The 23,957-nt window shown below is 43.8% G+C and carries 21 protein-coding genes and 1 riboswitch; of the genes, 12 read left to right on the plus strand and 9 right to left on the minus strand.

The window, feature by feature from the left end; all coding sequences use genetic code 11:
• Positions 1-26 precede the first annotated feature (26 nt).
• On the minus strand, positions 27-1,472 hold the full coding sequence (locus ABID99_RS23160; RefSeq protein WP_373615234.1) for a TolC family protein: 1,446 nt from the start codon (positions 1,470-1,472) through the stop codon (positions 27-29).
• A gap of 101 nt (positions 1,473-1,573) precedes the next feature.
• On the opposite strand from ABID99_RS23160, the gene ABID99_RS23165 reads away from it, so the two are divergent.
• On the plus strand, positions 1,574-2,197 hold the full coding sequence (locus tag ABID99_RS23165; protein WP_373615235.1) for a polysaccharide deacetylase family protein: 624 nt from the start codon (positions 1,574-1,576) through the stop codon (positions 2,195-2,197).
• A gap of 284 nt (positions 2,198-2,481) precedes the next feature.
• On the opposite strand, the gene ABID99_RS23170 is transcribed toward ABID99_RS23165, so the two are convergent.
• The 4 genes from ABID99_RS23170 to ABID99_RS23185 form a co-directional block, all read right to left on the minus strand.
• Positions 2,482-3,276 carry an alpha/beta hydrolase gene (locus tag ABID99_RS23170; protein WP_373615237.1) on the minus strand — a complete coding sequence of 265 codons (795 nt, stop codon included), beginning with the start codon at positions 3,274-3,276 and terminating at the stop codon, positions 2,482-2,484.
• Between the two features lie 308 nt (positions 3,277-3,584).
• Positions 3,585-4,442, minus strand: a complete 858-nt coding sequence (locus tag ABID99_RS23175) for a helix-turn-helix domain-containing protein (RefSeq protein WP_373615239.1) — start codon at positions 4,440-4,442, stop codon at positions 3,585-3,587.
• A 106-nt stretch (positions 4,443-4,548) separates the two neighbouring features.
• Entirely contained in the window at positions 4,549-5,244 is a 696-nt protein-coding gene (locus tag ABID99_RS23180; RefSeq protein ID WP_373615240.1) for an alpha/beta hydrolase, read from the minus strand.
• Positions 5,245-5,339: 95 nt separating this feature from the next.
• The gene (locus ABID99_RS23185; RefSeq protein WP_373615242.1) at positions 5,340-6,188 is read right to left on the minus strand and encodes a helix-turn-helix domain-containing protein; all 849 of its coding nucleotides are present in this window, start codon (positions 6,186-6,188) and stop codon (positions 5,340-5,342) included.
• A 195-nt stretch (positions 6,189-6,383) separates the two neighbouring features.
• On the opposite strand from ABID99_RS23185, the gene ABID99_RS23190 reads away from it, so the two are divergent.
• Complete coding sequence (locus ABID99_RS23190) at positions 6,384-7,130, plus strand: class I SAM-dependent methyltransferase (protein WP_373615243.1); 747 nt, start codon at positions 6,384-6,386, stop codon at positions 7,128-7,130.
• A 3-nt stretch (positions 7,131-7,133) separates the two neighbouring features.
• Here ABID99_RS23190 and ABID99_RS23195 read toward each other — a convergent pair whose 3' ends face one another.
• The 3 genes from ABID99_RS23195 to bshA form a co-directional block, all read right to left on the minus strand.
• The gene (locus ABID99_RS23195) at positions 7,134-8,393 is read right to left on the minus strand and encodes a voltage-gated chloride channel family protein (protein WP_373615244.1); all 1,260 of its coding nucleotides are present in this window, start codon (positions 8,391-8,393) and stop codon (positions 7,134-7,136) included.
• Positions 8,394-8,581: 188 nt separating this feature from the next.
• A riboswitch (Fluoride riboswitch) is annotated at positions 8,582-8,646 on the minus strand.
• A gap of 109 nt (positions 8,647-8,755) precedes the next feature.
• Complete coding sequence (locus tag ABID99_RS23200; protein ID WP_090530691.1) at positions 8,756-8,947, minus strand: hypothetical protein; 192 nt, start codon at positions 8,945-8,947, stop codon at positions 8,756-8,758.
• 94 nt (positions 8,948-9,041) lie between these two features.
• Positions 9,042-10,196 carry an N-acetyl-alpha-D-glucosaminyl L-malate synthase BshA gene (bshA, locus tag ABID99_RS23205; RefSeq protein ID WP_090530693.1) on the minus strand — a complete coding sequence of 385 codons (1,155 nt, stop codon included), beginning with the start codon at positions 10,194-10,196 and terminating at the stop codon, positions 9,042-9,044.
• Between the two features lie 176 nt (positions 10,197-10,372).
• On the opposite strand from bshA, the gene ABID99_RS23210 reads away from it, so the two are divergent.
• The 10 genes from ABID99_RS23210 to ABID99_RS23255 all read left to right on the plus strand — a co-directional run bounded on the left by ABID99_RS23210 (position 10,373) and on the right by ABID99_RS23255 (position 21,616).
• Positions 10,373-10,795: a VOC family protein gene (locus ABID99_RS23210; RefSeq protein WP_373615245.1), complete on the plus strand. Its 423-nt coding sequence runs from the start codon at positions 10,373-10,375 to the stop codon at positions 10,793-10,795.
• Positions 10,796-10,988: 193 nt separating this feature from the next.
• Positions 10,989-11,663 carry an energy transducer TonB gene (locus ABID99_RS23215; RefSeq protein WP_373615246.1) on the plus strand — a complete coding sequence of 225 codons (675 nt, stop codon included), beginning with the start codon at positions 10,989-10,991 and terminating at the stop codon, positions 11,661-11,663.
• Positions 11,664-11,856: 193 nt separating this feature from the next.
• Positions 11,857-12,213: a hypothetical protein gene (locus tag ABID99_RS23220; protein ID WP_373615248.1), complete on the plus strand. Its 357-nt coding sequence runs from the start codon at positions 11,857-11,859 to the stop codon at positions 12,211-12,213.
• 235 nt (positions 12,214-12,448) lie between these two features.
• Positions 12,449-14,767 carry a PSD1 and planctomycete cytochrome C domain-containing protein gene (locus ABID99_RS23225; RefSeq protein ID WP_373615249.1) on the plus strand — a complete coding sequence of 773 codons (2,319 nt, stop codon included), beginning with the start codon at positions 12,449-12,451 and terminating at the stop codon, positions 14,765-14,767.
• A 4-nt stretch (positions 14,768-14,771) separates the two neighbouring features.
• Complete coding sequence (locus tag ABID99_RS23230) at positions 14,772-16,229, plus strand: DUF1501 domain-containing protein (protein ID WP_091167486.1); 1,458 nt, start codon at positions 14,772-14,774, stop codon at positions 16,227-16,229.
• Between the two features lie 190 nt (positions 16,230-16,419).
• Complete coding sequence (locus tag ABID99_RS23235; protein ID WP_112651206.1) at positions 16,420-17,445, plus strand: 6-bladed beta-propeller; 1,026 nt, start codon at positions 16,420-16,422, stop codon at positions 17,443-17,445.
• 25 nt (positions 17,446-17,470) lie between these two features.
• On the plus strand, positions 17,471-19,627 hold the full coding sequence (locus ABID99_RS23240) for a DUF2231 domain-containing protein (protein WP_373615250.1): 2,157 nt from the start codon (positions 17,471-17,473) through the stop codon (positions 19,625-19,627).
• Positions 19,628-19,897: 270 nt separating this feature from the next.
• Positions 19,898-20,905, plus strand: coding sequence for an NAD(P)H-dependent glycerol-3-phosphate dehydrogenase (locus ABID99_RS23245; protein ID WP_354484435.1), 1,008 nt, complete (start codon positions 19,898-19,900; stop codon positions 20,903-20,905).
• Positions 20,906-20,935: 30 nt separating this feature from the next.
• Positions 20,936-21,247 carry a hypothetical protein gene (locus ABID99_RS23250; RefSeq protein ID WP_188834325.1) on the plus strand — a complete coding sequence of 104 codons (312 nt, stop codon included), beginning with the start codon at positions 20,936-20,938 and terminating at the stop codon, positions 21,245-21,247.
• A 48-nt stretch (positions 21,248-21,295) separates the two neighbouring features.
• Positions 21,296-21,616 (plus strand): hypothetical protein, encoded by a 321-nt coding sequence (locus tag ABID99_RS23255; RefSeq protein ID WP_188834324.1) that lies wholly within the window; start codon positions 21,296-21,298, stop codon positions 21,614-21,616.
• Positions 21,617-21,852: 236 nt separating this feature from the next.
• On the opposite strand, the gene ABID99_RS23260 is transcribed toward ABID99_RS23255, so the two are convergent.
• The gene (locus ABID99_RS23260; protein ID WP_373615251.1) at positions 21,853-23,688 is read right to left on the minus strand and encodes a DEAD/DEAH box helicase; all 1,836 of its coding nucleotides are present in this window, start codon (positions 23,686-23,688) and stop codon (positions 21,853-21,855) included.
• Positions 23,689-23,957 lie beyond the last annotated feature (269 nt).

Here is a 23,957-nt window from a genome sequence, read left to right on the forward strand (position 1 = left end):
TTGGATATTTTACGGTTAAGATTTTATTAAAGTGTTATAGGGTTACCTAAATAATAGTCAATGACTTTGCTTCTGAAAATCACCTGGTATTGCGCCTCAATCATATCAAACTGCGATTTGTTAAGATTGGTTAGCGATGTATTATAATCAAGCGAGTTAACCAAACCTACAGTGTAGCGTTGCTGTATAATGTTAAATGCATCTTTATTTGCGTTATAGGTTTGAGTTGCCGATGCATAACGCTTATCGGCGGCCTGCAAATCCCATACTGCCTGGTAAATGATTTTACTCAGGTTATTCCGCGCCAGCTGTGCTGTAACCTCGGCATTTTGATTTTGCAGTTTTGCTTTCCTAACCGCTGTGCGTGACAGAAACCTGTTAAAAATCGGGATCTGTAAGCTCACCCCTACCGATTGGTTAAAATTATCGCTCAGTTGCCTGAAGAATGGGTTGCTTTTATAGCCAACTTTATAGTTAGGCACTACAACCGCCTGTTGCGAATTTTGCACAAAACCAATAGTGTCAAATTTACCTGTTGGCGTAACGCCGAACGGCGTGTTCTTGGCATCAGAAAAATAAGAGCCGGCAGCACCAAACAAAACCACCGACGGATAATAATTTCCTCTCGCTATTTTAACACCCTGTGCAGCGGCTTTTTGACGCTGTTCGGCTAATAACACATCAGGATTTACTGCAAGAGCGGTTTTTACTACCTCCTGAGCATCGTACACCGTTTTTACATTATTTAACTTACTGATATCCGGCCTTTCAACTTTAATGTCGGTACTAGGGTCCATCTCCATGTATTGCTTTAAGGTCAATAAGGATTGCTCCAGCTGATTTTCGGCATTGGTATAGTTAAGGTCGTTGGTTGATAGCTGCGCTTTGGCTTGCGACAGATCGGCAAGGGTTTGATTACCCACATCAAAGCTTTTCTGGGCGCGGTCCAAAGCTATTTTTGATACATCAATTTGCTGTTGCGCAGCCTTTACCAAATCCTGGTTGGTTAGCACCAGCAGGTAGGTAGTAACCACGTTCAATATCAGGTCGTTTTTTACTTTGGCAACGTTGGTTTTGTCGGCATCAAGCAAAATCTTGTTCTGAATTACTGTATTACGCAATTGTCCGCCCTGAAAGAGGGTAACTTGTGAGGTGAAGTTACCATTAACCGCCAGGATCCGCTGGTTACTGAACTGGTTGGTTGAAGGGTCGATATTACGGCCAAAGTTGAATGAGCCCTGTGGGCTTACGGCTAAATTTGGCAGTTGATTATATTTCGACTGTTTAAGATCTTCGTTGGTGATGGCAGCTGTGAACTCGGCTTGTTTAATAGTAAGGTTACGTTCAAGGGCCAGGTCTACTGCCTTTTGCAAGCCTATTACTTCCTGCGCGCCGGCATTAAAGCTGCATGCCGAAAATATAATTGTGCAAATGAGCGTTGCTTTAACTGATAGTAATAATTTTAGTTTCATAAGGTTTTTCTATACAATGGTAAGCAACTGTTCATTACATTGCAGTGTTTATTTTTGTTAAATGTTGTTAATAGGGATAAAACACAAACTACCTCATCTGTATGTACCTGGTTAAAACCCCCTGGCTGCTGAAAAAGCTTTATCCCCAACTTACCTGGGATATAAAATCAACTGACCGTTGCATTTATCTCACTTTTGACGACGGCCCTATACCAATTGTTACACCGGCTGTATTAAATATTTTAAAACAATACAATGCCAAAGCCACCTTTTTTTGCATTGGCGACAATGTACGCAAGCACCCCGATATTTTTGAACAGGTAAAAGCCGGCGGCCATGCCATAGGCAATCATACTTTCAATCATCTCAAAGGGTGGGAAACCGATACCCAAACCTATCTTGATAATTTTTTACAGGCCGATAAGTTGCTGGATACGCCGTTGTTTCGTCCTCCGTACGGGCGGATAAAAAGGGCGCAGATCCGGGCGCTGAAAGCAGCGAGACCCAATCTAAATATTTTTATGTGGGATGTGCTCAGCGGCGATTTTGATGCGGCCCTTAAACCTGAAGATTGCCTAAAAGGAGTGCTTAAATATACTGAAGCAGGATCGATGGTAGTATTTCATGACAGCATCAAAGCTTTTGATCGATTGGAGTATGTACTGCCGCGGGCTTTGGAGGTTTGGAGTAAGGAAGGGTATAGTTTTAGCCGCCTAACTCCCTAAAGGGCTACCGTCAACTTAAAGAAACGATTGATAAAAGACCTTAAATCCCCTCTTGAGAGGGGGCGCGGGGGAATGAGCGGTAGCAGGGGTGTGTTTCTGCGGTAGACTTATCAAAGCAGATACACACCCCTCCACCCCTCTCAAGAGGGGAATCGCACGTTCCTGCGCTTTTTATTCTTTAAGTTGACGGCTATGTCCTAAAGGAGGAATAACAGTTGGCAATAAAAAAACCGGATGCCAATATCGGCACCCGGTTTTTTGAGTTTTTAAAAGCTACCGGTAGCTTATTTTTTTGCAGAAGCATTTTCGGCTGCTTTTATAATTACAGCGGCAACTGCTTTAGGTTGCGATATGAAAACCACATGGCTTCCTTTTATTTCAGTTATTATTGTATTTGAACGTTTGTACATAGCACGTTCTATATCAGGATTGATGCTTTTATCTTCAGTAGCAACTATGCCGTAAGCAGGTTTAGTTTTCCAGGCTGCATTAGTGATAGGGGTACCAAATCCTTTTGCATAAAAGGCACCTTGTGAAGCATACATGAAATCAGCATCTTCTTTGCTGATATCGGCACAAAAGCCGGCATGGAATTTAGCTTTATCGTAATAAACGATGCCTTTATCATCAGGTGCCAGAACACCATTTTCGGGAGCAGGAGGAGCGGTTTGCAACCATTGAACAGATGTTTCACCTTTATCCGGCTGCAGTGCCGCGATATAAACAAGGGCTGCTACTTTTGGGTTGTTACCTGCTTCGGTAATTACCGTACCGCCCCATGAATGGCCTACCAATACCGCAGGTCCGTCTTGTTTGTCCAACGCTATTGTTACAGCTTTAACATCGTCTTCCAAAGAAGAGAGTGGGTTTTGCACCACGGTAACATTATATCCTTTTTTGGTAAGTTCATTGTATAATGCCTTATAGCCAGATCCATCAGCAAATGCGCCGTGTACCAGCACTACATTTTTTACGGCCTGGGCCTGTGATGAAATAGTAAAACCTAATACGGCTGCAAAGGTTAATGCCAGGCTAAGCATGCCCGCTTTAATGCTGTTTTTTAATGTTGTAGTTTTCATATTGTTTTGTCTTAAATGTTGTGTTTGATTTAACAATACAAAAGTGCCCCAAATGTGGCGGGCAGGAAATGTTGCCAGTTCCCGAAAGATTGTAATTTTTTCCCGGAGTGGCTTAAATGAGTTGGGAAAGTTCTTCAATTCCCTCCCTTGGGGAGGGGTGCGGCTGGTTTGCGGTGGCAGGGAGGAGTTTGTACGCCATGCAACGGATATATCGGGCTATGAAACCCCTCCCTACACCTTCCCAGGGGAGGGAATCGCACCTTCCCTCCCCACTTTTTACCTTTTTAGTTCAACACATTTGCTTCCTTTTACGCTGCCACCGGCTGCTCTTTCCCATTTCTGAACTCAGCAGGCGACTGCCTGGTATGTCGTTTGAAAAAATTGCAGAAATAGGCAGGGTCCTCAAAACCCAGTTCATAAGTAATTTGCTTAACCGACTTTGTAGTGTAGCTCAACAACCGCCTCGCCTCAACAATAATACGGGACTGGATCACCTGTTGTGGCGTTTTGTCGTTATAAAGGGAGAAAATATTTGAGAGCGTTTTGGGCGATTTATTCATCAGTCCCGCATAAAAGTTAACCGAATGCTCGTTTTTGAAATTCATTTCAACCAGCAGGTTAAATTTCCGGAAGATATCCAGTTTTTGATCCTGATTATTTTCTGCGGGGATGTATTCTGTACGGGCCATCTGCGTTACCATGATGATCAGCCGCTTTAGCAACATGATCAGCATGTCATTCTGAATTTTATCTTTAATATGCAGTTCCTGCGTAAAAATGTCCAGTAATACTTTAAGCTTCGATTGGTTGGGATCATCCAGTGGAATGAATAGCAGATCGCCCATCCCAAAAAGAAAACCTACGCAGCTTACTTCGGTATCATGGTCTATCAAACAATAAAACTCCCTGTTAAATTGCCAGGCGATAATATCAGCCGACCTTTCGAACGTAAAGGTTTGGTCGAACATGAGCGGTAACAGCGTATTCGCGTTAAATACATGATCTGCACCATCTATATTGATTATTTGGCTTGCGCCGGTATTCCAGGCTATGGTAAAGTACTTCTTTGCTTTATCGCGGGTATAAAAAAAGCGGTCAAAATTTTCTTCCCCGCTGATCAGTAACAGATCGCCGCCGGTTTTATGGTCGGAAACAATTAACTTCATTAATTTTTTTGGTGCTAAAGATAAGGCAGATCGATGAGGTTTTAAACAAAACATCCGCATACGGTTTAATGCACACGGATGTTCATGCAGTATTTAAACTGTTTTTTTACACTTCCGAAGCTTTTCTGGCTGCTTCAATAATCACATCGGCAACAATCTCTGGTTGCGACATAAAAATCACATGGCTGCCTTTTACCTCGGTTACAATAGTGTTTGATCGCTTATACATAGCATGTTGAATATCCGGATTGATACTTTTATCCTCGGTAGCAATTAAACCATAAGCTGGTTTATGACGCCAGGCCGCGTCAGTTATCGGCGAAACGAAACCTTTTGCGTAAAATGCACCTTGTGATGCATACATAAAAGCGGCTTCATCGGCATCAATGTCAGCGCAAAATCCAGCGTGAAATCTGTCTTTATCATAGTATACAATACCTTTTTCATCGGGAGGTAACACACCATTTTCCGGTGCAGGCGGGGCGGTTTGCAGCCACTGCAGTGCTGATTCGCCGTTATCCGGCTGAAAAGCCGCGATATACACCAGCGCAGCTACATTTGGATGATTACCGGCTTCGGTAATTACAGCGCCACCCCACGAGTGCCCGGCAAGGATGGCGGGGCCATTAATCTTGTCTAATACAACGTGGGTTGCTTTTACATCATCTTCCAATGAGCTTAGCGGGTTTTGCACCACCAATACGTTATAACCTTTTTTAGTAAGAATTTGATAGAGTGCTTTAAAGCCAGATCCGTCTGCAAACGCGCCGTGTACCAGCACTACATTTTTTAAGTTTTCCATGGTTAATTTGTTGTTTTATAATGATTTGATTTATCACAAAGCAACAAACTGTTTCAAGCTTAAACAATGTAGTAATAGCGGAAGTACATGTACAATTAGCGGTATTTTTTACGGAAAGCCCCCGGCGACATCTTTACCATCCCAATGAACATCTTCGAAAAATAGACGTAATCGGCGTAACCCAATTCATAAGCAATAGTCTTAATGGTTTTATCGGTATAAATCAGCAGGCGCTTTGCTTCAAACATGATCATATTCTGAATCCAGTAACTAACCGTTTGCCCGGATACTTCTTTAACCGCTTCGTTAAGATATGGGGTAGATATATTTAAGGCCGCAGCATATGAAGAGGGCTTTTTCAATGTTTTATATTCTGCAAAAATCAGCCTTTTAAAAGCCGTAGTGATCCTGACAGCGCTTGAGTCTTTCCTCCCGTGAGCTATTGTACTATCAGCGTATTCTCCGGCAAACATGCCTGCTACAGCATCAATCAATCCCCGTTTTATATGTTCCTTACAGCTATTAACACTTGCATCTTTCACTTCAGCGCCCAGCAGTGAAATCGCTGATTTTAGCCTGCCGCCCCTTTCTGCGTTTATCGCCACAGGCGTTTGTACAAAACAGCCTTCATCAAGGATATATTTATAAGTTTGATTAAGCAAAAAGGCATCCACAGCAATAACATAGGCATCGGCTTCTGTGTCAAAATGCTGCATTACCTGCCCCGGCAAAATATAATAAACAGATTGAGCGGGTATCACCACTTCACGCGAATCAACAATGAGCTTCAAGCTACCTTCTTTTACCAATACAAAAAGATAATGCTCATTGCGGTGAGGGCTTTTAAGAAAATGGAGATCGCCCGCTTTTCTATAATCAACCACTTGCAAACCAAGCTCAATTACTTCATCAAGTTTGATTGTAGGAATAAGTTCATTGCTCATGAATGCTAAAATTTAATACAGTTATTACACTGTTGTTTAATTAATTACACAAAGTTGCTTATTCATCACATGATATATCTATGTACAATTCCCGGATGATTGTAATTATTTCCTGTTGATGTTACCATCTCAAATCCATGCTTTACAAAATAACAGTGTTTTGAACTATTGCCGAATTATCTTTCCTTTGCACCCATGAGCAACGAACTCACCGACAAGGCATTTTGGGCCGGTTACTGGGAATCAAAAAAAGACCTGGCTTTCAATGTGCCGGCTAATTATACTTTTCATAAGCTGCTAAAAAGCATCATCGATACCAACAAACCGGCGTCGGCTATTGAGCTTGGAGGTTTTCCGGGTTATTTTGCCATTTTTTTAAAGAAGTATTTCGGGTTAAAAACTACGCTGTTCGATTTTTATGTCCACCCAAAAGTTTTAAAGGAAGTACTGGATGCCAATCAGCTTAATGATCGGGATATTGCAGTTATTGAAGGCGACCTGTTCAAATACCGACCCGAAACCGAATATGACCTGGTACTTTCATGCGGATTGATAGAGCATTTTAATGATACCAAAGGCATTATTGAAAAACACCTCTCTTTCCTTAAACCGGGAGGCACACTGTTTATTACCCTGCCTAACTTTACCGGTGTTAACGGATGGGTACAACGCAACTACGACCTTAATAACTACGAAAAGCACAACATCAATAGTATGAACCCTCCATTACTGGCCAGCTATTGCAAGGAACTTGGCTTAAAAAATGTTGAGGCATATTATTACGGCAAATTTTCGGTTTGGCTGGAAGATAAGGCTAACAAGCCTGCCGTTGCTAAAGCGATCACCAAGCTGGTTTGGGTAGCAGGCAAGGTTTTTACCAAAATCATCCCGGTAGAATCAAAGCTATTATCTCCTTATATTGTGGTTACCGCCACTAAATAATGCTTATTCCTTCGCTTTAAGGAAACTATATTTTGCCAGTTTATGGTATAAATATCCGCGTCTTTTCATCGCTTCCGAAAGTGTTTTGCCATCGGCCGGCCCACCGGTTAACTTGGTAACTCCAATTCTTTGAGAGCCATATATACCCGTATGCCCGCTGAAAAGATAGGCTGTGAAACAGGCCACGGCAAACAACAGGGCGTGTTCGCCACCAAAAAGTTCTATCCCCATAAAAGTACAGGCCAGCGGTGTATTAGTCGCGCCTGCAAAAACGGCTATGAAGCCCAAAGCAGCAAACAGGCTAACCGGCGCATCAAGTAAACCGGATAAAGTGTTACCCAAAGTAGCGCCAATATAAAACAGCGGTGTTACCTCGCCGCCTTTAAAACCTGTACCCAACGTTACGGTAGTGTAAATGGTTTTCCAGAGCCAGCTCCAGGTATCGGCACCGCCGGCATGAAAAGCTGAAGGGATTGTAACAGCGCCAGCATGTTCGGCATCTACCCCTAAACTTAGGTAATCGGGTTTGCCATTAACAAAAGTAAGCGCGATAATGATCAGCCCGCCAATAAACGGGATCAACCAGGGCGTTTTGATGTATTGTGTAAAAAAACTTTTGATGCCATGTACCATTTTGGCAAAAAGGTAACTGACCAGCCCGAAAGCGATAGAAGCTACTATAGTTTTGAAGATCATTAACAAGTCGGTTGAAACATAGCCTGAAAACCAATGCGGGATAACGGGAATAATATCAATATGATAAGGCGTATGATGAACACCCCAGGCGGCCACCGTAATATCGCCGGCAACGCCCCCAATAAGGCAGGGCAGCAGCGCATTATATTGCACCCGGCCTATCGTCAGCACCTCCATTGCAAAAACAGCACCTGTTAACGGCGTACCAAATACCGCACCGAAACCCGCCGCTATACCTGCGGTAAGTACTGTTTGGGTATCAGCTTCATTCAACTTAAGCCATTTACCGATCATTTGGGCTAAGCTGCCGCCCATTTGTACCGCCGTACCCTCGCGCCCGGCCGAGCCGCCAAACAAATGAGTGATAATAGTGGTAATCAGCACCAATGGGGCCATACGCTTAGGGACCCCGCCACCGGGGTTGTGGATTTCATCAATAATTAAATTATTCCCCTTTTCGGCCGGGCCACCAAAAAATTTATAAATGAAAAATATCGCGATACCTGCCAATGGCAGCAAAAACAACAGCCAGTTATGTGCAAACCTAAAATGGATAGCCCAACTCAACAACCACAAGAATAAAGCAAACCGCGCTGCCAATAACAACAGCTATGGGGATGATAATGACCGTCCACCGGAGGGCGTTTTTAAGAATTGCGAAATGTTGCGAAGAAAAAAGTTGGTTTTGATTTTGCATGTTGCTGATATTTATGTACCCACAAAAAATTAGCACAGGATAAAAGCCTGTGAGTTAATTGTCTGTAGGCGCCATCAGCTTTTTAGGGCGGTTAAGTAGGAAGACACCATTTCCTTTTGTGACGCTAATATAGGTTTCTTTTTGATAAAAATAAAATAGCCTTACTTAGCACGTATGCATGAGTAAGGCTATTTTCCCTTGTCGTTTGAACAGACCGGCTCAAGTTATTTACTTAAGCAACGCTTAGTGTTTCCACATCCTTAAGTGCCAGAAGCATTAATTTACCCTGGTATTCCACCCAGATGTCGGCGAAACTATTCTCATCGTACCCCATAAATTTTAATGGATGACCAATGTGCAGGTTTTTCCATTTCTTTCCGATGTACTTAAGGAGTTGTCCGCTTTTTAGTGTGTGCTTTGCCATAAGTTTTAACTTTTAGGAGTGAAAAACTAAATTAATTAACGAAACCGATAAAATTTAACTTTTAAAGAATATTTTTTGAATTGTATCAGGTTTATTACAACTGTTGGTTAAACAGCTTAGCTTTATTTTGCTCAATTACCTCAAGGTAAAAGTTTTCATATTTGGGCAAAATAGTAGATAATTCAAACTCTTTGGCGTGTGCCAGTGCATTTTCTTTAAATTTAGCTAAACGTTCTTCATCCTCCAAAATAAATATTGCTTTTTCTGCCATACCTTCTACATCTCCTGGCTCTTTCAAAAAGCCTGTTACGCCATCAATATTTAATTCGGGCAAACCACCGGCATTACTGCTGATCACCGGTACTTTACAAGCCATAGCTTCAAGAGCCGCTAAGCCAAAACTTTCTGATTGCGATGGCATCAGGAATAAATCGGATACAGAAAGGATCTCTTCAACAGCATCCTGTTTACCTAAAAAGCGCACATTATCGGTAACGCCCAAATCGCGGCAAAGCTGCTCGCACATGGAACGTTCGGGGCCGTCGCCTACCATCAGCAGTTTCGACGGGATCTTTTTGATCACTTTAGCAAAAATCTTCACTACATCTTCGGTACGTTTCACCTTACGGAAGTTGGAGGTATGTACCAGGATCTTTTCGCCCGAAGGTGCAATCGCTTTCTTAAAATGATCTTTAGGTTTAAGGCTGAACCTGCTAAGGTCAATAAAGTTAGGGATCACGAGGATATCCTTCTTAATATCAAAAAACTTATAGGTATCCTCTTTAAGGTTTTGCGATACGGCTGTTACACCATCACTTTGGTTAATGGAAAAAGTAACAACCGGTTTAAAGGTGCGGTCTTTACCAACCAACGTAATATCTGTACCGTGCAGCGTAGTTACCACCGGGATGTAAATGCCATAGGTCATTAATATTTGCTTGGCCATAAACGCGGCCGAAGCATGGGGTATAGCATAATGCACATGCAGTACATCCAATTGCTCATGACGCACCACATCGACCAGCCTGCTTGCCAGGGCCAGCTCGTACGGCGGAAAATCGAACAGCGGATAGTTGGAAACCGAAACTTCGTGATAAAACAGGTTTTCGGAAAAGAGATCCAACCGCGCCGGCTGGTTATAGGTCACAAAATGAACCTGGTGACCACGGTCTGCAAGGGCTTTACCAAGTTCAGTGGCAACAACCCCGCTTCCGCCAAAGGTTGGGTAACAAACAATTCCGATCTTCATTAATATGTTTTAATTGGTGCAAGTTTAACTGCAATTTACATCAAATGTGTTAAGCTTGTGTAAAATGATGGATGGATGATAATTACTGCATATTTATTTTGCCGGCGTTGCCAACCATATCTGTTACCGGGTGTTTAAACATACATTAGATCCATAATAAACAACTGATTATCAGCATGAGCAATCATATAAATTTAGTAATAAACGGAATACAACATATCGGCGTGCCGGTAACCAATATTGAAGCATCACAACAATTTTACGCCAGACTGGGCTTTAACAATGTAATGCAAGCCCCTTTTACCGATAATAGCGGTACCGGCACCTGCGTTATGATGCAGCGCGGCAATATGATCATGGAGCTTTACCAATTGCCTGAAGCTTCGCTGGCCGGGATCCGTTCAAGATCAAACGGGCACATTGATCACGTAGCCTTTGATGTTGATGATATCAACCTCGCCTTTAAAACTATTAAAGAAGCCGGCTTCAACGTGATCGAACCAGAGCCCGTGTTTTTACAATTCTGGAAAAATGGCTGCAAATATTTCAACATCACCGGGCCGGATGGCGAACGGTTGGAGTTTAACCAGGTACTTTGATTTGGGAATTCGGATCTTCGATTTCGGTTTAGTTATATAAAAACATGTGGTCAGCAAATAACAGCAACTTGATTGGTAAGCCGCTTGCAAATGGGGTACTGAAACCAATATGACTATCCGTTTAGTTACTCAGCCACAATTCTTTCTAAGGCTATCTAAACATAATCCGCAATTTCTTGTCGATATTTATACTATGCTTAAAGCGCTTTGTCTCCATATCGCGTTCATCATTTTTACAGCGGGTTATTTGCCTGCCCAGCAGCCTGCGTTTAAAGGCGGACAGCAGGCGTTTAATGATTTCCTCAAGACAAAGATCATTTATCCTGAATACTCGCGGCAAAATTGTATTTCGGGAACCATCAATGTTTCGTTTATGGTTGATAAAGATGGTATGGTACATGATGCAAAAATACAGGATGGCCCCGGTATCGACCTCGACGACGAAGCTTTGAGGGTTATTAAACTTACATCGGGCCAGTGGGTAGTCCCGGCGGGATATAATCTTAAAACCAATATCGTTCAACCCATCCGTTTTGACCCTGATCCCGCACGTTGCGGGCCTGCCAGCATTCGCGATATGCAAAGCGCTATTGCCAGCTATAAAGCTCAGCAGGAACTGGAAAACGCGGTTACCAATTACTACAGCAACAAATACAAAGGCAAGGCCGATACCACCAAAGAGGCTATCATTATCAACCTCAAAAAACAACTTGGCTATGATGATGATTTTATAAACGATGTACTAAGCCAGGCCGGCGAAAAATTTAAACAAGGCGACAAAGAAGGTGCCTGTCATGACTGGAATTTTATCCGCAACATAGGCAGCGATAAGGCCGATAATTTTATAAAGAAGTATTGCGCCCACTAACCCCTAAAGGGAGAATGTACCACCAAATTTCCTAACTTGCCCTTGTTATGAAAACCGAACCTGAACTTCGCAAAAAATAAAAACCTGGGTAATTGTATTTATCATCGGTCTGGTACTAAGTGGTGTAACCGCTTTCCCTATCGAAACTGAGCTTGCCTGGCTTGCTAATCATGCCTCCGTATTTCCGGGATTTATGCAGAACTGGCTAACCAATGTTTATCTCGCTGTAAAAACAACCAATCAAAACTATCCTTACCTGGCGTATGGTACCGACTGGCTGGCTTTCGGTCACCTTGTTATTGCTATGGCATTTGTTGGCCCGCTGAAAGATCCGGTTAAAAACATTTGGATAATTGAGTTTGGCATGATTGCCTGTGTAATGGTGTTCCCGCTGGCCTTTATTGCCGGCCAAATCCGCGGTATCCCCGTTTACTGGCGGTTCATTGACTGCTGCTTCGGTATTTTTGGGATCATCCCTTTATATATCGTTTACCGGGATATTAAAAAGTTGGAAAAGATGATCAATCAGAACATTGCTCCTTTACATTAAAAAAACAAATATTGGCCGGTCAAATTCAATTTATTGTTCATCGGCTATTCCGTTTTTACTCTTTTAAAAATGCCCTCCTTTGCGCATATGTTAAAACATTTGTACAAAATGTATGAACATATCATTTTTCATGCTATATTGCCCCCGCTAAATCAATTTGAGTACATAAATATGTATTTGCAAATTGTGCTATAAATTATATAACTTTAATTTCTGTTTAACCAATTTTAAACCCATGTACCGGAAGTTGTATTATGTGTGGCTTACAATAGCCATCTGCATGCTGTACACGCTTTATTCCTGCCATTCATCCGGCGGGATAGCCGAAGAACAGGTGCCCGATACCATCAGCTACAACTTTAATATCCGCCCAATACTTTCAGACAAGTGCTATAAATGCCACGGCCCTGATGCGTCACATCGTGAAGCCGACCTTAGGCTTGATCTTCCGGAGAGCGCCTATAAGGCATTAAAAGATAACCCATCTTCGCACGCGCTTGTACCCGGAGATCCTATGCAATCGGAGGTTTATCGCCGAATCTCTACCAAAGACACCACCGAGCAGATGCCGCCGGCGTCATCCAATTTAAAAAGGTTATCGCCCTATGAAGTTGAACTCATTCACAAGTGGATAAAACAGGGCGCCAAATATGAAAAGCACTGGGCTTTCGTCGCTCCGCGAAATTACCCGGTTCCGCAGGTAAAAAACGCGGCATGGCCTAAAAATGCTATCGATAATTTCGTACTGCAAAAAATGGAGCAGGCCAGCCTGGAACCGAATCCCGAAGCGGATAAAGAACGTCTGCTGAAACGCATTTCACTCGATTTGACCGGTCTGCCGCCATCCATTGCTTTAATGGATGAGTTTTTAGCCGATAAAAACGCCAACGCTTACGAAAAAATGGTGGACAAGCTGATGGCAGCTCCGCAATACGGCGAAAAAATGGCGCTGCACTGGCTGGATGTTGCCCGCTATGCCGACTCGCACGGTTATCAGGATGATAATTACCGCACCCAATGGCCGTGGCGCGATTGGGTGATCCATGCCTATAACGAGAACCTGCCATACGATAAATTCATTACCTGGCAGCTGGCCGGCGATCAGCTACCCAACGCCACTAAGGAGCAGTTGCTGGCTACGGGCTTTAACCGCAATCACAAAATAACCGAAGAAGGCGGCGTAATTGACGAGGAATATCGTGTAAGCTACGTAACCGACCGTACCAACACTTTTGGCAAAGCTATGTTGGGCGTTACATTGGAATGTGCCCATTGCCATGACCATAAATACGATCCTTTTTCGCAAAAAGAGTACTACCAGGTTTATGCCTTTTTTAACAATGTGAAGGAAGTGGGACTACAGTCAACCGTGGGCGGGCCCGAAACCTATGCCAAGAATCCCATGATGCAGATCAGCAATGACGATGTTAAAAAGATCCTGACTTTTGTGAACAAGCGCGATACCGATAAGCTCATCGTATCCATCATGACGGATAGTGACAAGGTGCGGCCAACCTACATCCTCAAACGAGGTAACTACGATGCCCATGGCGATGAGGTGCAGGCCGGTACGCCCAAATCCATTTTGCCATTTACCAATAATTACCCTAAAAACCGCTTAGGCCTGGCCGAATGGCTGTTCAACAAAAACAACCCGCTTACTGCTCGCGTATTTGTAAACCAGCTGTGGCAGGAGTTTTTTGGCAAAGGCATCGTAAAAAGCTCTGGAGATTTCGGTATGCAGGGAGATCTGCCGTCGCACCCCGAACTGCTGGACTGGCTGGCTGTTGATTTCCGCGATCATGGCTGGAATATTAAACGGCTGGTAAAACAGATGGTAATGTCGGCCACTTACCGGCAATCGGCAGCAGCCACACCCGAAAAACTGAAGGAAGATCCGGATAATACTTTATTAGCCCGGGGCCCAAGGGGCCGTTTACCTGCCGAATTTGTTCGTGACCTGGTGCTGGCCAGCAGCGGGCTGCTTAATCCAACCATCGGCGGCCCGAGTGTTAACCCTTACCAGCCGCCCGGCCTTTGGGAAAATGCCACATCGGGCAGGGGGATTTTGGCAAATTACAAACAGGTACATGGCCCTAACCTATATCGCCGGGGCATGTATACGTTAATTAAACGTACTGTACCGCCTGCATCATTAGGCATTTTTGATGCCAGCAACCGCGACCAGTGCGAAGTAAAACGCCTGCGTACCAATACCCCTTTGCAGGCTTTGGTTATGCTTAACGATCCTACAGTATTAGAGAGTGCGCGGGTTTTAGCAGCGAAACTTTTGCAGGATAAAAGCACATCGACAGAAAAGATCACCAAAGCTTTCCGGCTGATCCTGTGCCGCCATCCACAAGAAAAAGAACTGGCCATTTTAACCTCATACTATGCCGATGAATTAAAAAGCATGAAAAAGGCGGATGCCGAAAAACTGCTCACTGTAGGCGAATACCCGGTACCGGCCAATCTGGATAAAATAACACTGGCAGCTATGATGAAAGTGGTTGATACCATGTATAATCTGGAAGAAGCCATAACAAAAACCTGAGCACATGGAAAAAGATTTTTTAGAAAACAGGCTTAACATCAACCGGCGCAGGTTTCTTTCCAGGCTCAGTTTGGGCATTGGCAGCGTGGCATTGGGTTCATTGCTCATTCCTGATCTGTTTAGTGGCAAGGGCGATGAAGCCGAGGCTGATTTTATTCCCGGCATTCCCAACTTTGCGCCAAAGGCAAAGCGGGTGATCTACCTGTTCCAGGATGGAGCGCCCTCACAGCTGGAATCATTTGATTATAAGCCCAAGCTGCGCGAGATGATGGGACAGGAACTGCCGGCATCGGTACGCGGCAACCAGATCCTTACCGGCATGACGGCTAAACAGGCTTCGTTCCCGCTGGTAGGTTCATTTTATGATTTTAAGCAATATGGCGAGTCGCGCGCCTGGATCAGCGATATGTTTCCGCACATAGGCAAAATTGCCGATGATATCTGCATTATTAAATCACTTAACACCGATGCCATCAACCATGACCCGGCGCTAACTTTTTTCCAGACAGGGGCACAGCAGGGCAACCGCCCAAGCATGGGCTCGTGGGTAAGCTATGGCCTCGGCAGCGAAAACAAAAACCTGCCGGCTTTCACCGTATTGCTCTCTAAAGGCAAGGGAAACGGGCAGGGTGTTTATTCCAAACTGTGGAGCAATGGCTTTTTAGATTCCATTCACCAGGGTGTACAGTTCAGCAGCGGCGAAGACCCAATCCTGTACCTGAATGATCCTGAAGGACTGAACCGTCACGAGCGCCGTAAAATGCTGGATAAACTGGCCGAGCTCAATGACATGAACTACAAAGAGTTTGGCGACCCGGAAATAAATACCAAGGTACAGCAATATGAAATGGCCTACCGCATGCAAACCGCCGTACCCGAAATTATGGATGTAAGCAAGGAGTCGGACGATATTGTGAAGATGTATGGCCCAGAGTGCCTTATCCCTGGTACCTATGCGGCTAACTGTTTGCTGGCCCGTAAGCTATCAGAAAACGGCGTGCGCTTTGTACAACTCTATCACCAGGGCTGGGACCAGCACAGCAACCTGCCACAGGAAATGGCAGGGCAGGCCAAGGATGTCGACCAGGCATCGGCAGCGCTGGTTACCGATTTGAAACAACGTGGTTTATTGGATGAAACACTGGTGATTTGGGGCGGAGAATTCGGTCGCACCAATTACAGCCAGGGTAAACTGGAGAAAGCTAATTATGGGCGCGATCATCATCCCCGCTGTTTTAGCATCTGGATGGCCGGAGGCGGTATCAAACCCGGCATAGTTTACGGCGAAACAGATGAGTTTGGGTATAACATTGTAAAAGACCCGGTACATGTGCATGACTTCCATGCCACCATCTTAAATCAATTGGGTATCGACCATAAAAAACTAACTTATAAAAGCCAGGGCAGAAGATATAGATTAACGGATGTTGCGGGAAACGTGGTGAAGGGGATAATAGCGTAGCCCCCTCTAAACCAATACTGCCGCGGGATTAGCGCAGCGTATCCCGTGGTGAACCATAAAGTAAGCTTTCAGCTTACACATTCAGCTGAAAGCTGAAACGATGCGAACCACGGGGCACAGCCCCGCGGCAGCAATTAAAGTAAATCAATAAAATATCAGCGAAATCAACGCAATCATAAAAATCAACGGTATGGAAAGAAGAGAATTTATCAAGCACACTTCAGTTTTATCAGCAGGCTTTTTTATAGCCAAAGATTTGTTAGCGAAAGACGACGGCCCAATTTACGGTCATGGCAATATGCGCTACCGCATGGATAAAAACTGGAGCAAGGCCGATTCGCAGAAAAATCCGGTGAATGATTGCCATGAGATGGTGCAGGATTCAAAAGGCCGCATTTTACTGCTCACTAACGAAACCAAAAATAATGTGCTCATCTATAATAAATCGGGCAAGCTGCTAAGTACCTGGGGGCATGATTTCCCCGGTGCACATGGCCTCACCTTGTTTAATGAAAACGGCACCGAGGTGCTGTTCATAACCGATACCGTAAAACACCAGGTTTATAAAACCACGCTTGATGGCCGTATTTTAATGACCATTAATGTGCCTCTCGAAACCGGCGTTTACAAAAAAGCCGAAGAATTTGTTCCCACCGAAACTACTATCGACAGCAATGGCGATATTTTTATTGCCGATGGCTACGGTGCGCAGTATGTCACCCATTATGATAAAGATGGCAAACTAAAAGGTTTCTTCGGTGGTAAAGGCGAGGGCGACGAACACCTGGATAATGCCCATGGCATCGTGATCGACAGAAGATACGACACACCTACCTTGCTGGTTACCGACCGCACCCGCAATTGCTTTAAACGCTTCAGTATGGATGGAAAACTACAGGAAGTAATTAAGCTTCCGGGAGCCTGCGTTTGCCGCCCGGTGATTAAGGGCGATCATTTATATGCTGCAGTACTGCGTTCGCCCGATCTGAGCAAGGAAAATACCGGCTTCACTACCATATTAGACAAGAACAACAAAGTGGTATCCAACCTTGGCGGCACCGAGCCGGTTTATACCGATGGCGTACTGCAACCCATGGCACAGGCCGAAAAGATTTTCCTGAACCCTCATGATGTTTGTGTGGATAACGACGAGAATTTGTATGTAGCACAATGGGCATCGGGCAAGGTATATCCTTATAAATTCACAAGGGTTTAATTAATACACATACAGCCCGGCGTATATGAAAAGCAGCCACAAAGGTTTTGCGGAAGGGACATTATTTGCCCTTAATATTTTTATTGTAGTGCTGCTTATAGCCGGCGATAGCCTGGTTGTGCCCCGCTGGCTGCAACCTGTTGGCCGCATGCACCCGCTGATCCTGCATTTTCCCATCGTGATACTGATGCTGGCCATGGTGATGGAGTTTTTCCGTTACCGGGCCGAGTTTATTAACGAAAAACTGTATCAAACCTTTACAAGTTACCTGCTGCTGTTGGGTGCATTACTGTCATCAATAACGGTGATCATGGGCTTGTTCCTTTCAAGAGAACCGGGATACGAAGGTGATACCTTACAATGGCATAAATGGTTTGGCGTAAGCGTGGCCTTTGCCGGCTATGGTGTATATCTCATTCGCCATACATCAAAATATACCGTAACGCTGGCTAAAGCCGGAGCCGTGATAACTGTTTTTTGTTTGATTGTTGCCGGGCACCTTGGCGGCAACCTTACCCACGGGCAGGATTTTGTTTTGGGCCCGGTGATGGATAAAAGCAAGAACGCTGTACCGATAGACCAGGCCCTGGTTTATAACGATGTGATCCGCCCTATATTTGAGGTAAAATGCCAAAGCTGCCATAATATCGATAAAAAGAAAGGCGGCTTAATGCTTACCGATTCGGCAGCAATCATGAAGGGTGGAAAAACCGGCAAACTGTTCATCGCCGGCGACCCGGCCATGAGCCTGCTGCTGCAACGTGTGCACCTGCCCGAAACCGAAAAGAAACACATGCCGCCTACCGGCAAAACGCAGCTTACCGATGATGAAAAAATGCTGCTTTACCTTTGGATAAAAAGTAAAGCACGCTTCGGCAAAAAAGTGATCGACCTGCCAGCTAACGATTCGTTACGGATGATAGCCGCCACCCGTTTAAAACCCGCCGAAAGCGAAGAAGAGGTTTATGACTTTTCGGCAGCCAATGAAAAAGAAATTCAAAAGCTGAACAACAACTACCGGGTGGTTTATCCGCTGGCCAGCGAGTCGCCGGCGTTAGCGGTTAATATCTACAATAAAAGCACCTATAATGTAAAAGTGCTGGATGAGTTAAGTTCTATAAAAAAACAGGTGGTATCGCTCGATCTGAACAAGATGCCCGTAAAGGATGCCGACCTGAAAACGATTGCCAAATTTGAAAACCTTCGCAGGCTAAACCTTAACTTCAGTGATGTTACGGGCAAAGGCTTAAAGGAATTAGCAGGTTTAAAATATCTCAAAAGTATTTCATTAACGGGTGTTAAACTTAATATAGCCGATGTAAAACAGCTCGTCGCTATAAAAAGCCTTAATGAACTTGCGGTATGGGATAGCGGCCTGAACCCGGCCGACCTCCAATTGCTTCAAAAACAAAACCCCAAACTTAGCCTGTTAACCGGCTTTAAGGATGATGGTAAGGCGCTTAAGCTCACCAGTCCGCAGTTAAAAAACACGGCAGTTATATTTAAACAGAGTTATGCTTTACTACTTAGCAACCCTATAAAAGGCGCGGATATTCGGTACACTACTGATGGTTCGGTGCCTGATAGTATCAAGGCTGCATCTTACAAACCGGGAATTATACTTACCCGAAGTACTACGATCAGGACAAGGGCATTTAAAGCCGGATGGGTTGGCAGCGATACCGTACAATTCAATGTTTATAAATGTGCCTATACGCCCGATAGCATTAGCTTTGTCAAATATCCTGACGACAAATACAAAGGCGATGGCGCTAAAACAATTATTGATAAAGAATTAGGCAGCGACAATTTTGGCAACGGAAAATGGGTTGCATCACAAAAGGATCTGGCGGTGATCATGTGGTTTAATAAACCGATTGATCTGCATTCGGTTAGTCTCAATGTAATGCGTAATACAGGTTCCCAGATCTTTTTGCCCGCCGGGGTTGACGTTTGGGGAGGCACCGATCAAAACCATCTCAAGCTGTTGAGCACACTTAAAACAGGGGCACCAAAAAAATCCGATCCGTTTGCTTTGATCCCATTGGAATGTAAGTTAAAATCCGAACAAAAGATATCCTGCATCAAACTGGTTGCCCAACCGCTTAAAAGCGTGCCGGCATGGCATCCGGCCAAAGGCAAACCGGGCTGGGTGTTTTTGGATGAGGTGTTTTTAAATTGATGCTTAACAACTAATAGCATCCTGCGCTCCCCTGCTATTCTTTAACCAATCATCCCGACAAAAAAAACCCTGGAGCATGCAAGCTATCTTAAACGCCTTAACTTAGAAAAGAAAAACGGAAGCATCGGCCCGGAGCCAGGTTATTGTCTTGCAAAAAAGGTTCAGAAAAGTAATTCGGCCCACTTTTTCTCTCATTCGCCAATCTGCATAATATTTCATTAATTTGCTTGGCCGATTAAAACCAGGCAGCGATATTTCTATTATTTATTGATGGATAAAAAATTAAACAAGATCACAGTTGTTGGCGGGGGGAGCTGGGCTACGGCTAATATCAAAATGCTTATCGACAACACCACCCCAAAAGAAATTTTTTGGTGGATGCGTAACGCCGAAGCTGTGGAACATTTGAAAAAGTTTGCGCGTAATCCGCATTACCTGAGTTCGGTGGAGATCAAACTTCCCGAACAAAATATATCTACCGATCTGAAACCACTCATAGCGGCTGCTGACATTGTGTTGCTTAATGTACCGGCTGCTTTTTTGAAAGACGCACTAAAAGACATTACCACTGCCGATCTGAAAGGTAAAAAGATAGTATCGGCTATAAAAGGTATCGTGCCCGATGAAAACCTGATAATTGCCGAGTTTCTTCATCAAAAATACGATATATCGTTTGATGATTTTATGGTGATCAGCGGTCCGTGCCATGCCGAGGAAGTGGCGCTCGAAAAATTATCATATTTAACTATAGCTTCCGGAGATACAAAACTTGCCTCACAGTTTGCGGGAATGATCAATACCCGGTATATCAAAACAAACATTTCTGATGATATCTATGGTACAGAATACGGGGCTGTTTTGAAGAATGTATACGCCATCGCCAGTGGTATTTGCCACGGTGTGGGATATGGAGATAATTTCCAGGCGGTGCTGATATCAAACGCCATTCGCGAATTGGAGCGTTTTGTCGCCGCTGTACATCCTATCGACAGGGATATTAAAGAGTCGGCTTACCTGGGCGATTTGCTTGTTACCGCCTACTCGCAATTTAGCCGTAACCGCACCTTTGGTAACATGATAGGCAAGGGATATACAGTGACATCGGCCCAACTGGAAATGAACATGATTGCCGAGGGGTACTATGCAGTAAATTGCCTACACGAGGTTAATAAGCAATACGGCGTGAGCATCCCTATATGCGAAGCTGTTTATGCTATTTTATATCAAAAACGCTCACCTGTAGTAGAAATGAGAAATTTGGCCGAGAAATTGAGTTGATTTTATTAAAAAAACTTAATTACTGTCAATATGAAAAATCTGTTTAAAATAGCCCTGTTTGCTGCCGGTACATTTATGGTTAGCCCGGGCTTTGCCCAAACGCATAAGGATTCAACCCTAGGGGGTAAGATAAGCAAAACCACAAAAAAAATAGGCCATAAAACATCCGAAATTGCGGCTAAAGGCGCAGCTACGGTAGCTGATAAGAAATATGCCGGCAAGGCTGGCCCTAATGGCGAAACCATTTACATTGATAAATATTCGCATTATTTTTATGTGAATAAAAAAGGTCACCGGGTTTATCTGAAAAAATCTGAACTGATTGATAAACCTACCCAATAATTAAATTCAACAAAGGTGTAAGCCTTTCAAAAAAAATCCTGATCCGTCATGAAAAAGTTTGCTCCCATATTTGCTGCAGTTGCAGGCATGTTATTGATATACGCTTGTTCTGAGCCGCCGGCTGCCAATAAAAAGCTGGAAGGTAACTGGAAATCAAAAGATGGTGCTACCAAGCTTTCGATAACGGATAAAGATTTTATTATGGACGACGGACAGGCCAGCAAAGAGGATTATTTTGTAAAAAATGATACCATTTATACCTCATACCAGGGGAGCAGGCCTTATACCAAGTTTTTTATTAAGGAACTTACCGACAGTAAGCTAACGCTTTGTTATCCTGATTCGGATATCGTTGAATTTAGCCGTTAATGTAGGCTGAAAGCTGAATGCCTAAAACCGAAAGCTCATAAGTTTAATGGATGGGTTGAAGTTTGCTTATGACCAGAAAAGGCGGGCTTATATATAAAACAAAAGCCTTTGTTCCCGTATGCAGCGGTAAAAAGGCTTTGTTAACAAAACTAAACTAAAACTAATGCTTCTTACTAAAGGAAGCTCATGAAAACCACCACATGCTTTGCACATGGTGGTTTTTTTATGATGGATGATTAAAATCTCCTTCTGCGCTCAGGACGATCTTCACGGGGCTTGCCTGAAAAATCACGGAAGCCACCACTGTGTTCGCGGCGTTCGTTACTACGGTATCCGCCTTCACGGCGGTCACCACCACGGTAGCCACCTTCACGGCGATCTCCGCCACGGTATCCGCCTTCTCTGCGGTCACCACCACGATATCCGCCTTCACGACGTTCGCTGGTGCCTTCGCCTGAGATCTCGATCCTTACCGGACGACCTTTATATTCGGCTTCTTTAAAGCTGGCCATCACTTTATCAACATCTTCGTTTTGTACTTCAAAGAAAGAGTACACACCTTTAACATCGATTTTACCTACGGTACGGCCGCTTATTTTGGTAGTGTTACAGATGTAACCTAACAAATCGCCGCGGTTAAATTCATCAACCGAACCTAAGTTTATAAATAAACGGGTAAAGTTGCCACGTACACCATTGCCGCGTTCGCCGCGATCTTCGAACCTGTTACGGCCTTCTTCAACGCTGGCATTCAGGTCAGGAGCGTTTTTGTAATAATCAAGGAAACGGTTAAATTCAATTGAAGCAAATCGTTTGATGAAATCTTCCTTGGTGAAATCTTTAAACTCGTCATAAATGCGCGGCAGGTATTGCTCAATCTGCTCTTCGTTTACAGTTACGTTATGTACCTTGTGAACGATAGAGAATAATTGTTTTTCGCAAACATCAAAACCTGTAGGGATCTCAGCTTTCACGAATTTTTTACCAATAACACGCTCAATCTGGCGGATTTTGCCTAATTCTTTAGCGTTTACGATAGAGATAGATACACCGGTTTTACCTGCACGGGCGGTACGGCCGCTACGGTGGGTGTAGTTTTCAATTTCGTCAGGTAATGAATAGTTAATAACGTGTGTTACGTCATTAACGTCGATACCACGTGCGGCAACGTCAGTAGCAATTAATAATTGCAGGCTGCGCTCACGGTAGCGTTTCATCACTTTATCGCGTTGTTGCTGTGAAAGGTCACCGTGCAATGAATCGGCATTATAGCCGTCTTTGATCAGTGATTCAGCAATTTCCTGGGTTTCAATTTTGGTACGGCAAAATACGATACCAAAAATATCAGGGTTAAAGTCAACAATACGTTTAAACGCGGCATACTTGTCACGCGCACGTACTATATAGTACTCATGCTCGATATTGGCATTGCCGGTGTTTTTTGCGCCCATGGTAAGCTCGAAAGGATCGGTCATGTATTTTTTCGCAATCCGCCTTACTTCGGCAGGCATAGTGGCCGAGAATAGCCAGGTTTTTTTCTCTTCGGGTGTGGTAGATAAGATACTATCAATGTCTTCCTGAAAGCCCATATTGAGCATTTCGTCAGCCTCATCCAATACTACATACTTCACAGCCGAAAAATCAATAGCCTTACGGTTAATGATATCAAGCATACGCCCTGGTGTAGCAACTACGATCTGTACGCCGCGTTTGATCTGGCGTAACTGATCCATAATGCTTGCTCCGCCATAAACAGCAACAACGTGTACGTTGCTCATTTTTTTGGAGTAGTTCTTAATGTCGTTCGCGATTTGTAAACAAAGTTCGCGTGTTGGGCATAAAACAAGTGCCTGTGGATGATTTTCTTCGAAATCAAGCAGTTCCAACAATGGTAGGCCAAAGGCAGCAGTTTTTCCGGTCCCGGTTTGGGCTAATCCGACAAAATCGTTGCTGCCTGTTAACAATACCGGGATTGACTGCTCCTGGATTGGTGTAGGATTCTCAAATCCTAACTCAGAGATGGCATTAACAATATCATGACGGATTCCCAGTTCAATAAATGGGTTGTTCATGAATTTAAATAACGAATTTGACAACATCGTCAAATCGGGCGCAAAGATAGTGTTAATGTTTTATAATTCCAATAGGCGGGTTGAGATAAAATGAAGTTTGGTAGTATTATTGAGAATAAGCCACTAATTGACTGAAAAAAAACCAGTTAATTAATAATTTCATAACAAGGATTACTTTTTTCTCCGGTTTTTAAAGCCCGATTTTTGATAATAAGGGGCTTTAGTAAGCATGAAAATCATCAATCCATTACCTGGTTTTTACACCGGGA

It is taken from the genome of Mucilaginibacter sp. OAE612 (assembly GCF_041806395.1).
In the GTDB taxonomy this organism is placed as follows: domain Bacteria; phylum Bacteroidota; class Bacteroidia; order Sphingobacteriales; family Sphingobacteriaceae; genus Mucilaginibacter; species Mucilaginibacter rubeus.

What these genes read in the sequence shown, in the direction of transcription:
- ABID99_RS23160 (WP_373615234.1), bottom strand. Translation starts at nt 1,472, where the DNA reads ATGAAACTAAAATTATTACTATCAGTTAAAGCAACGCTCATTTGCACA.
- ABID99_RS23165 (WP_373615235.1), top strand. Translation starts at nt 1,574, where the DNA reads ATGTACCTGGTTAAAACCCCCTGGCTGCTGAAAAAGCTTTATCCCCAA.
- ABID99_RS23170 (WP_373615237.1), bottom strand. Translation starts at nt 3,276, where the DNA reads ATGAAAACTACAACATTAAAAAACAGCATTAAAGCGGGCATGCTTAGC.
- ABID99_RS23175 (WP_373615239.1), bottom strand. Translation starts at nt 4,442, where the DNA reads ATGAAGTTAATTGTTTCCGACCATAAAACCGGCGGCGATCTGTTACTG.
- ABID99_RS23180 (WP_373615240.1), bottom strand. Translation starts at nt 5,244, where the DNA reads ATGGAAAACTTAAAAAATGTAGTGCTGGTACACGGCGCGTTTGCAGAC.
- ABID99_RS23185 (WP_373615242.1), bottom strand. Translation starts at nt 6,188, where the DNA reads ATGAGCAATGAACTTATTCCTACAATCAAACTTGATGAAGTAATTGAG.
- ABID99_RS23190 (WP_373615243.1), top strand. Translation starts at nt 6,384, where the DNA reads ATGAGCAACGAACTCACCGACAAGGCATTTTGGGCCGGTTACTGGGAA.
- ABID99_RS23200 (WP_090530691.1), bottom strand. Translation starts at nt 8,947, where the DNA reads ATGGCAAAGCACACACTAAAAAGCGGACAACTCCTTAAGTACATCGGA.
- bshA (WP_090530693.1), bottom strand. Translation starts at nt 10,196, where the DNA reads ATGAAGATCGGAATTGTTTGTTACCCAACCTTTGGCGGAAGCGGGGTT.
- ABID99_RS23210 (WP_373615245.1), top strand. Translation starts at nt 10,373, where the DNA reads ATGAGCAATCATATAAATTTAGTAATAAACGGAATACAACATATCGGC.
- ABID99_RS23215 (WP_373615246.1), top strand. Translation starts at nt 10,989, where the DNA reads ATGCTTAAAGCGCTTTGTCTCCATATCGCGTTCATCATTTTTACAGCG.
- ABID99_RS23220 (WP_373615248.1), top strand. Translation starts at nt 11,857, where the DNA reads ATGCAGAACTGGCTAACCAATGTTTATCTCGCTGTAAAAACAACCAAT.
- ABID99_RS23225 (WP_373615249.1), top strand. Translation starts at nt 12,449, where the DNA reads ATGTACCGGAAGTTGTATTATGTGTGGCTTACAATAGCCATCTGCATG.
- ABID99_RS23230 (WP_091167486.1), top strand. Translation starts at nt 14,772, where the DNA reads ATGGAAAAAGATTTTTTAGAAAACAGGCTTAACATCAACCGGCGCAGG.
- ABID99_RS23235 (WP_112651206.1), top strand. Translation starts at nt 16,420, where the DNA reads ATGGAAAGAAGAGAATTTATCAAGCACACTTCAGTTTTATCAGCAGGC.
- ABID99_RS23240 (WP_373615250.1), top strand. Translation starts at nt 17,471, where the DNA reads ATGAAAAGCAGCCACAAAGGTTTTGCGGAAGGGACATTATTTGCCCTT.
- ABID99_RS23245 (WP_354484435.1), top strand. Translation starts at nt 19,898, where the DNA reads ATGGATAAAAAATTAAACAAGATCACAGTTGTTGGCGGGGGGAGCTGG.
- ABID99_RS23250 (WP_188834325.1), top strand. Translation starts at nt 20,936, where the DNA reads ATGAAAAATCTGTTTAAAATAGCCCTGTTTGCTGCCGGTACATTTATG.
- ABID99_RS23255 (WP_188834324.1), top strand. Translation starts at nt 21,296, where the DNA reads ATGAAAAAGTTTGCTCCCATATTTGCTGCAGTTGCAGGCATGTTATTG.
- ABID99_RS23260 (WP_373615251.1), bottom strand. Translation starts at nt 23,688, where the DNA reads ATGAACAACCCATTTATTGAACTGGGAATCCGTCATGATATTGTTAAT.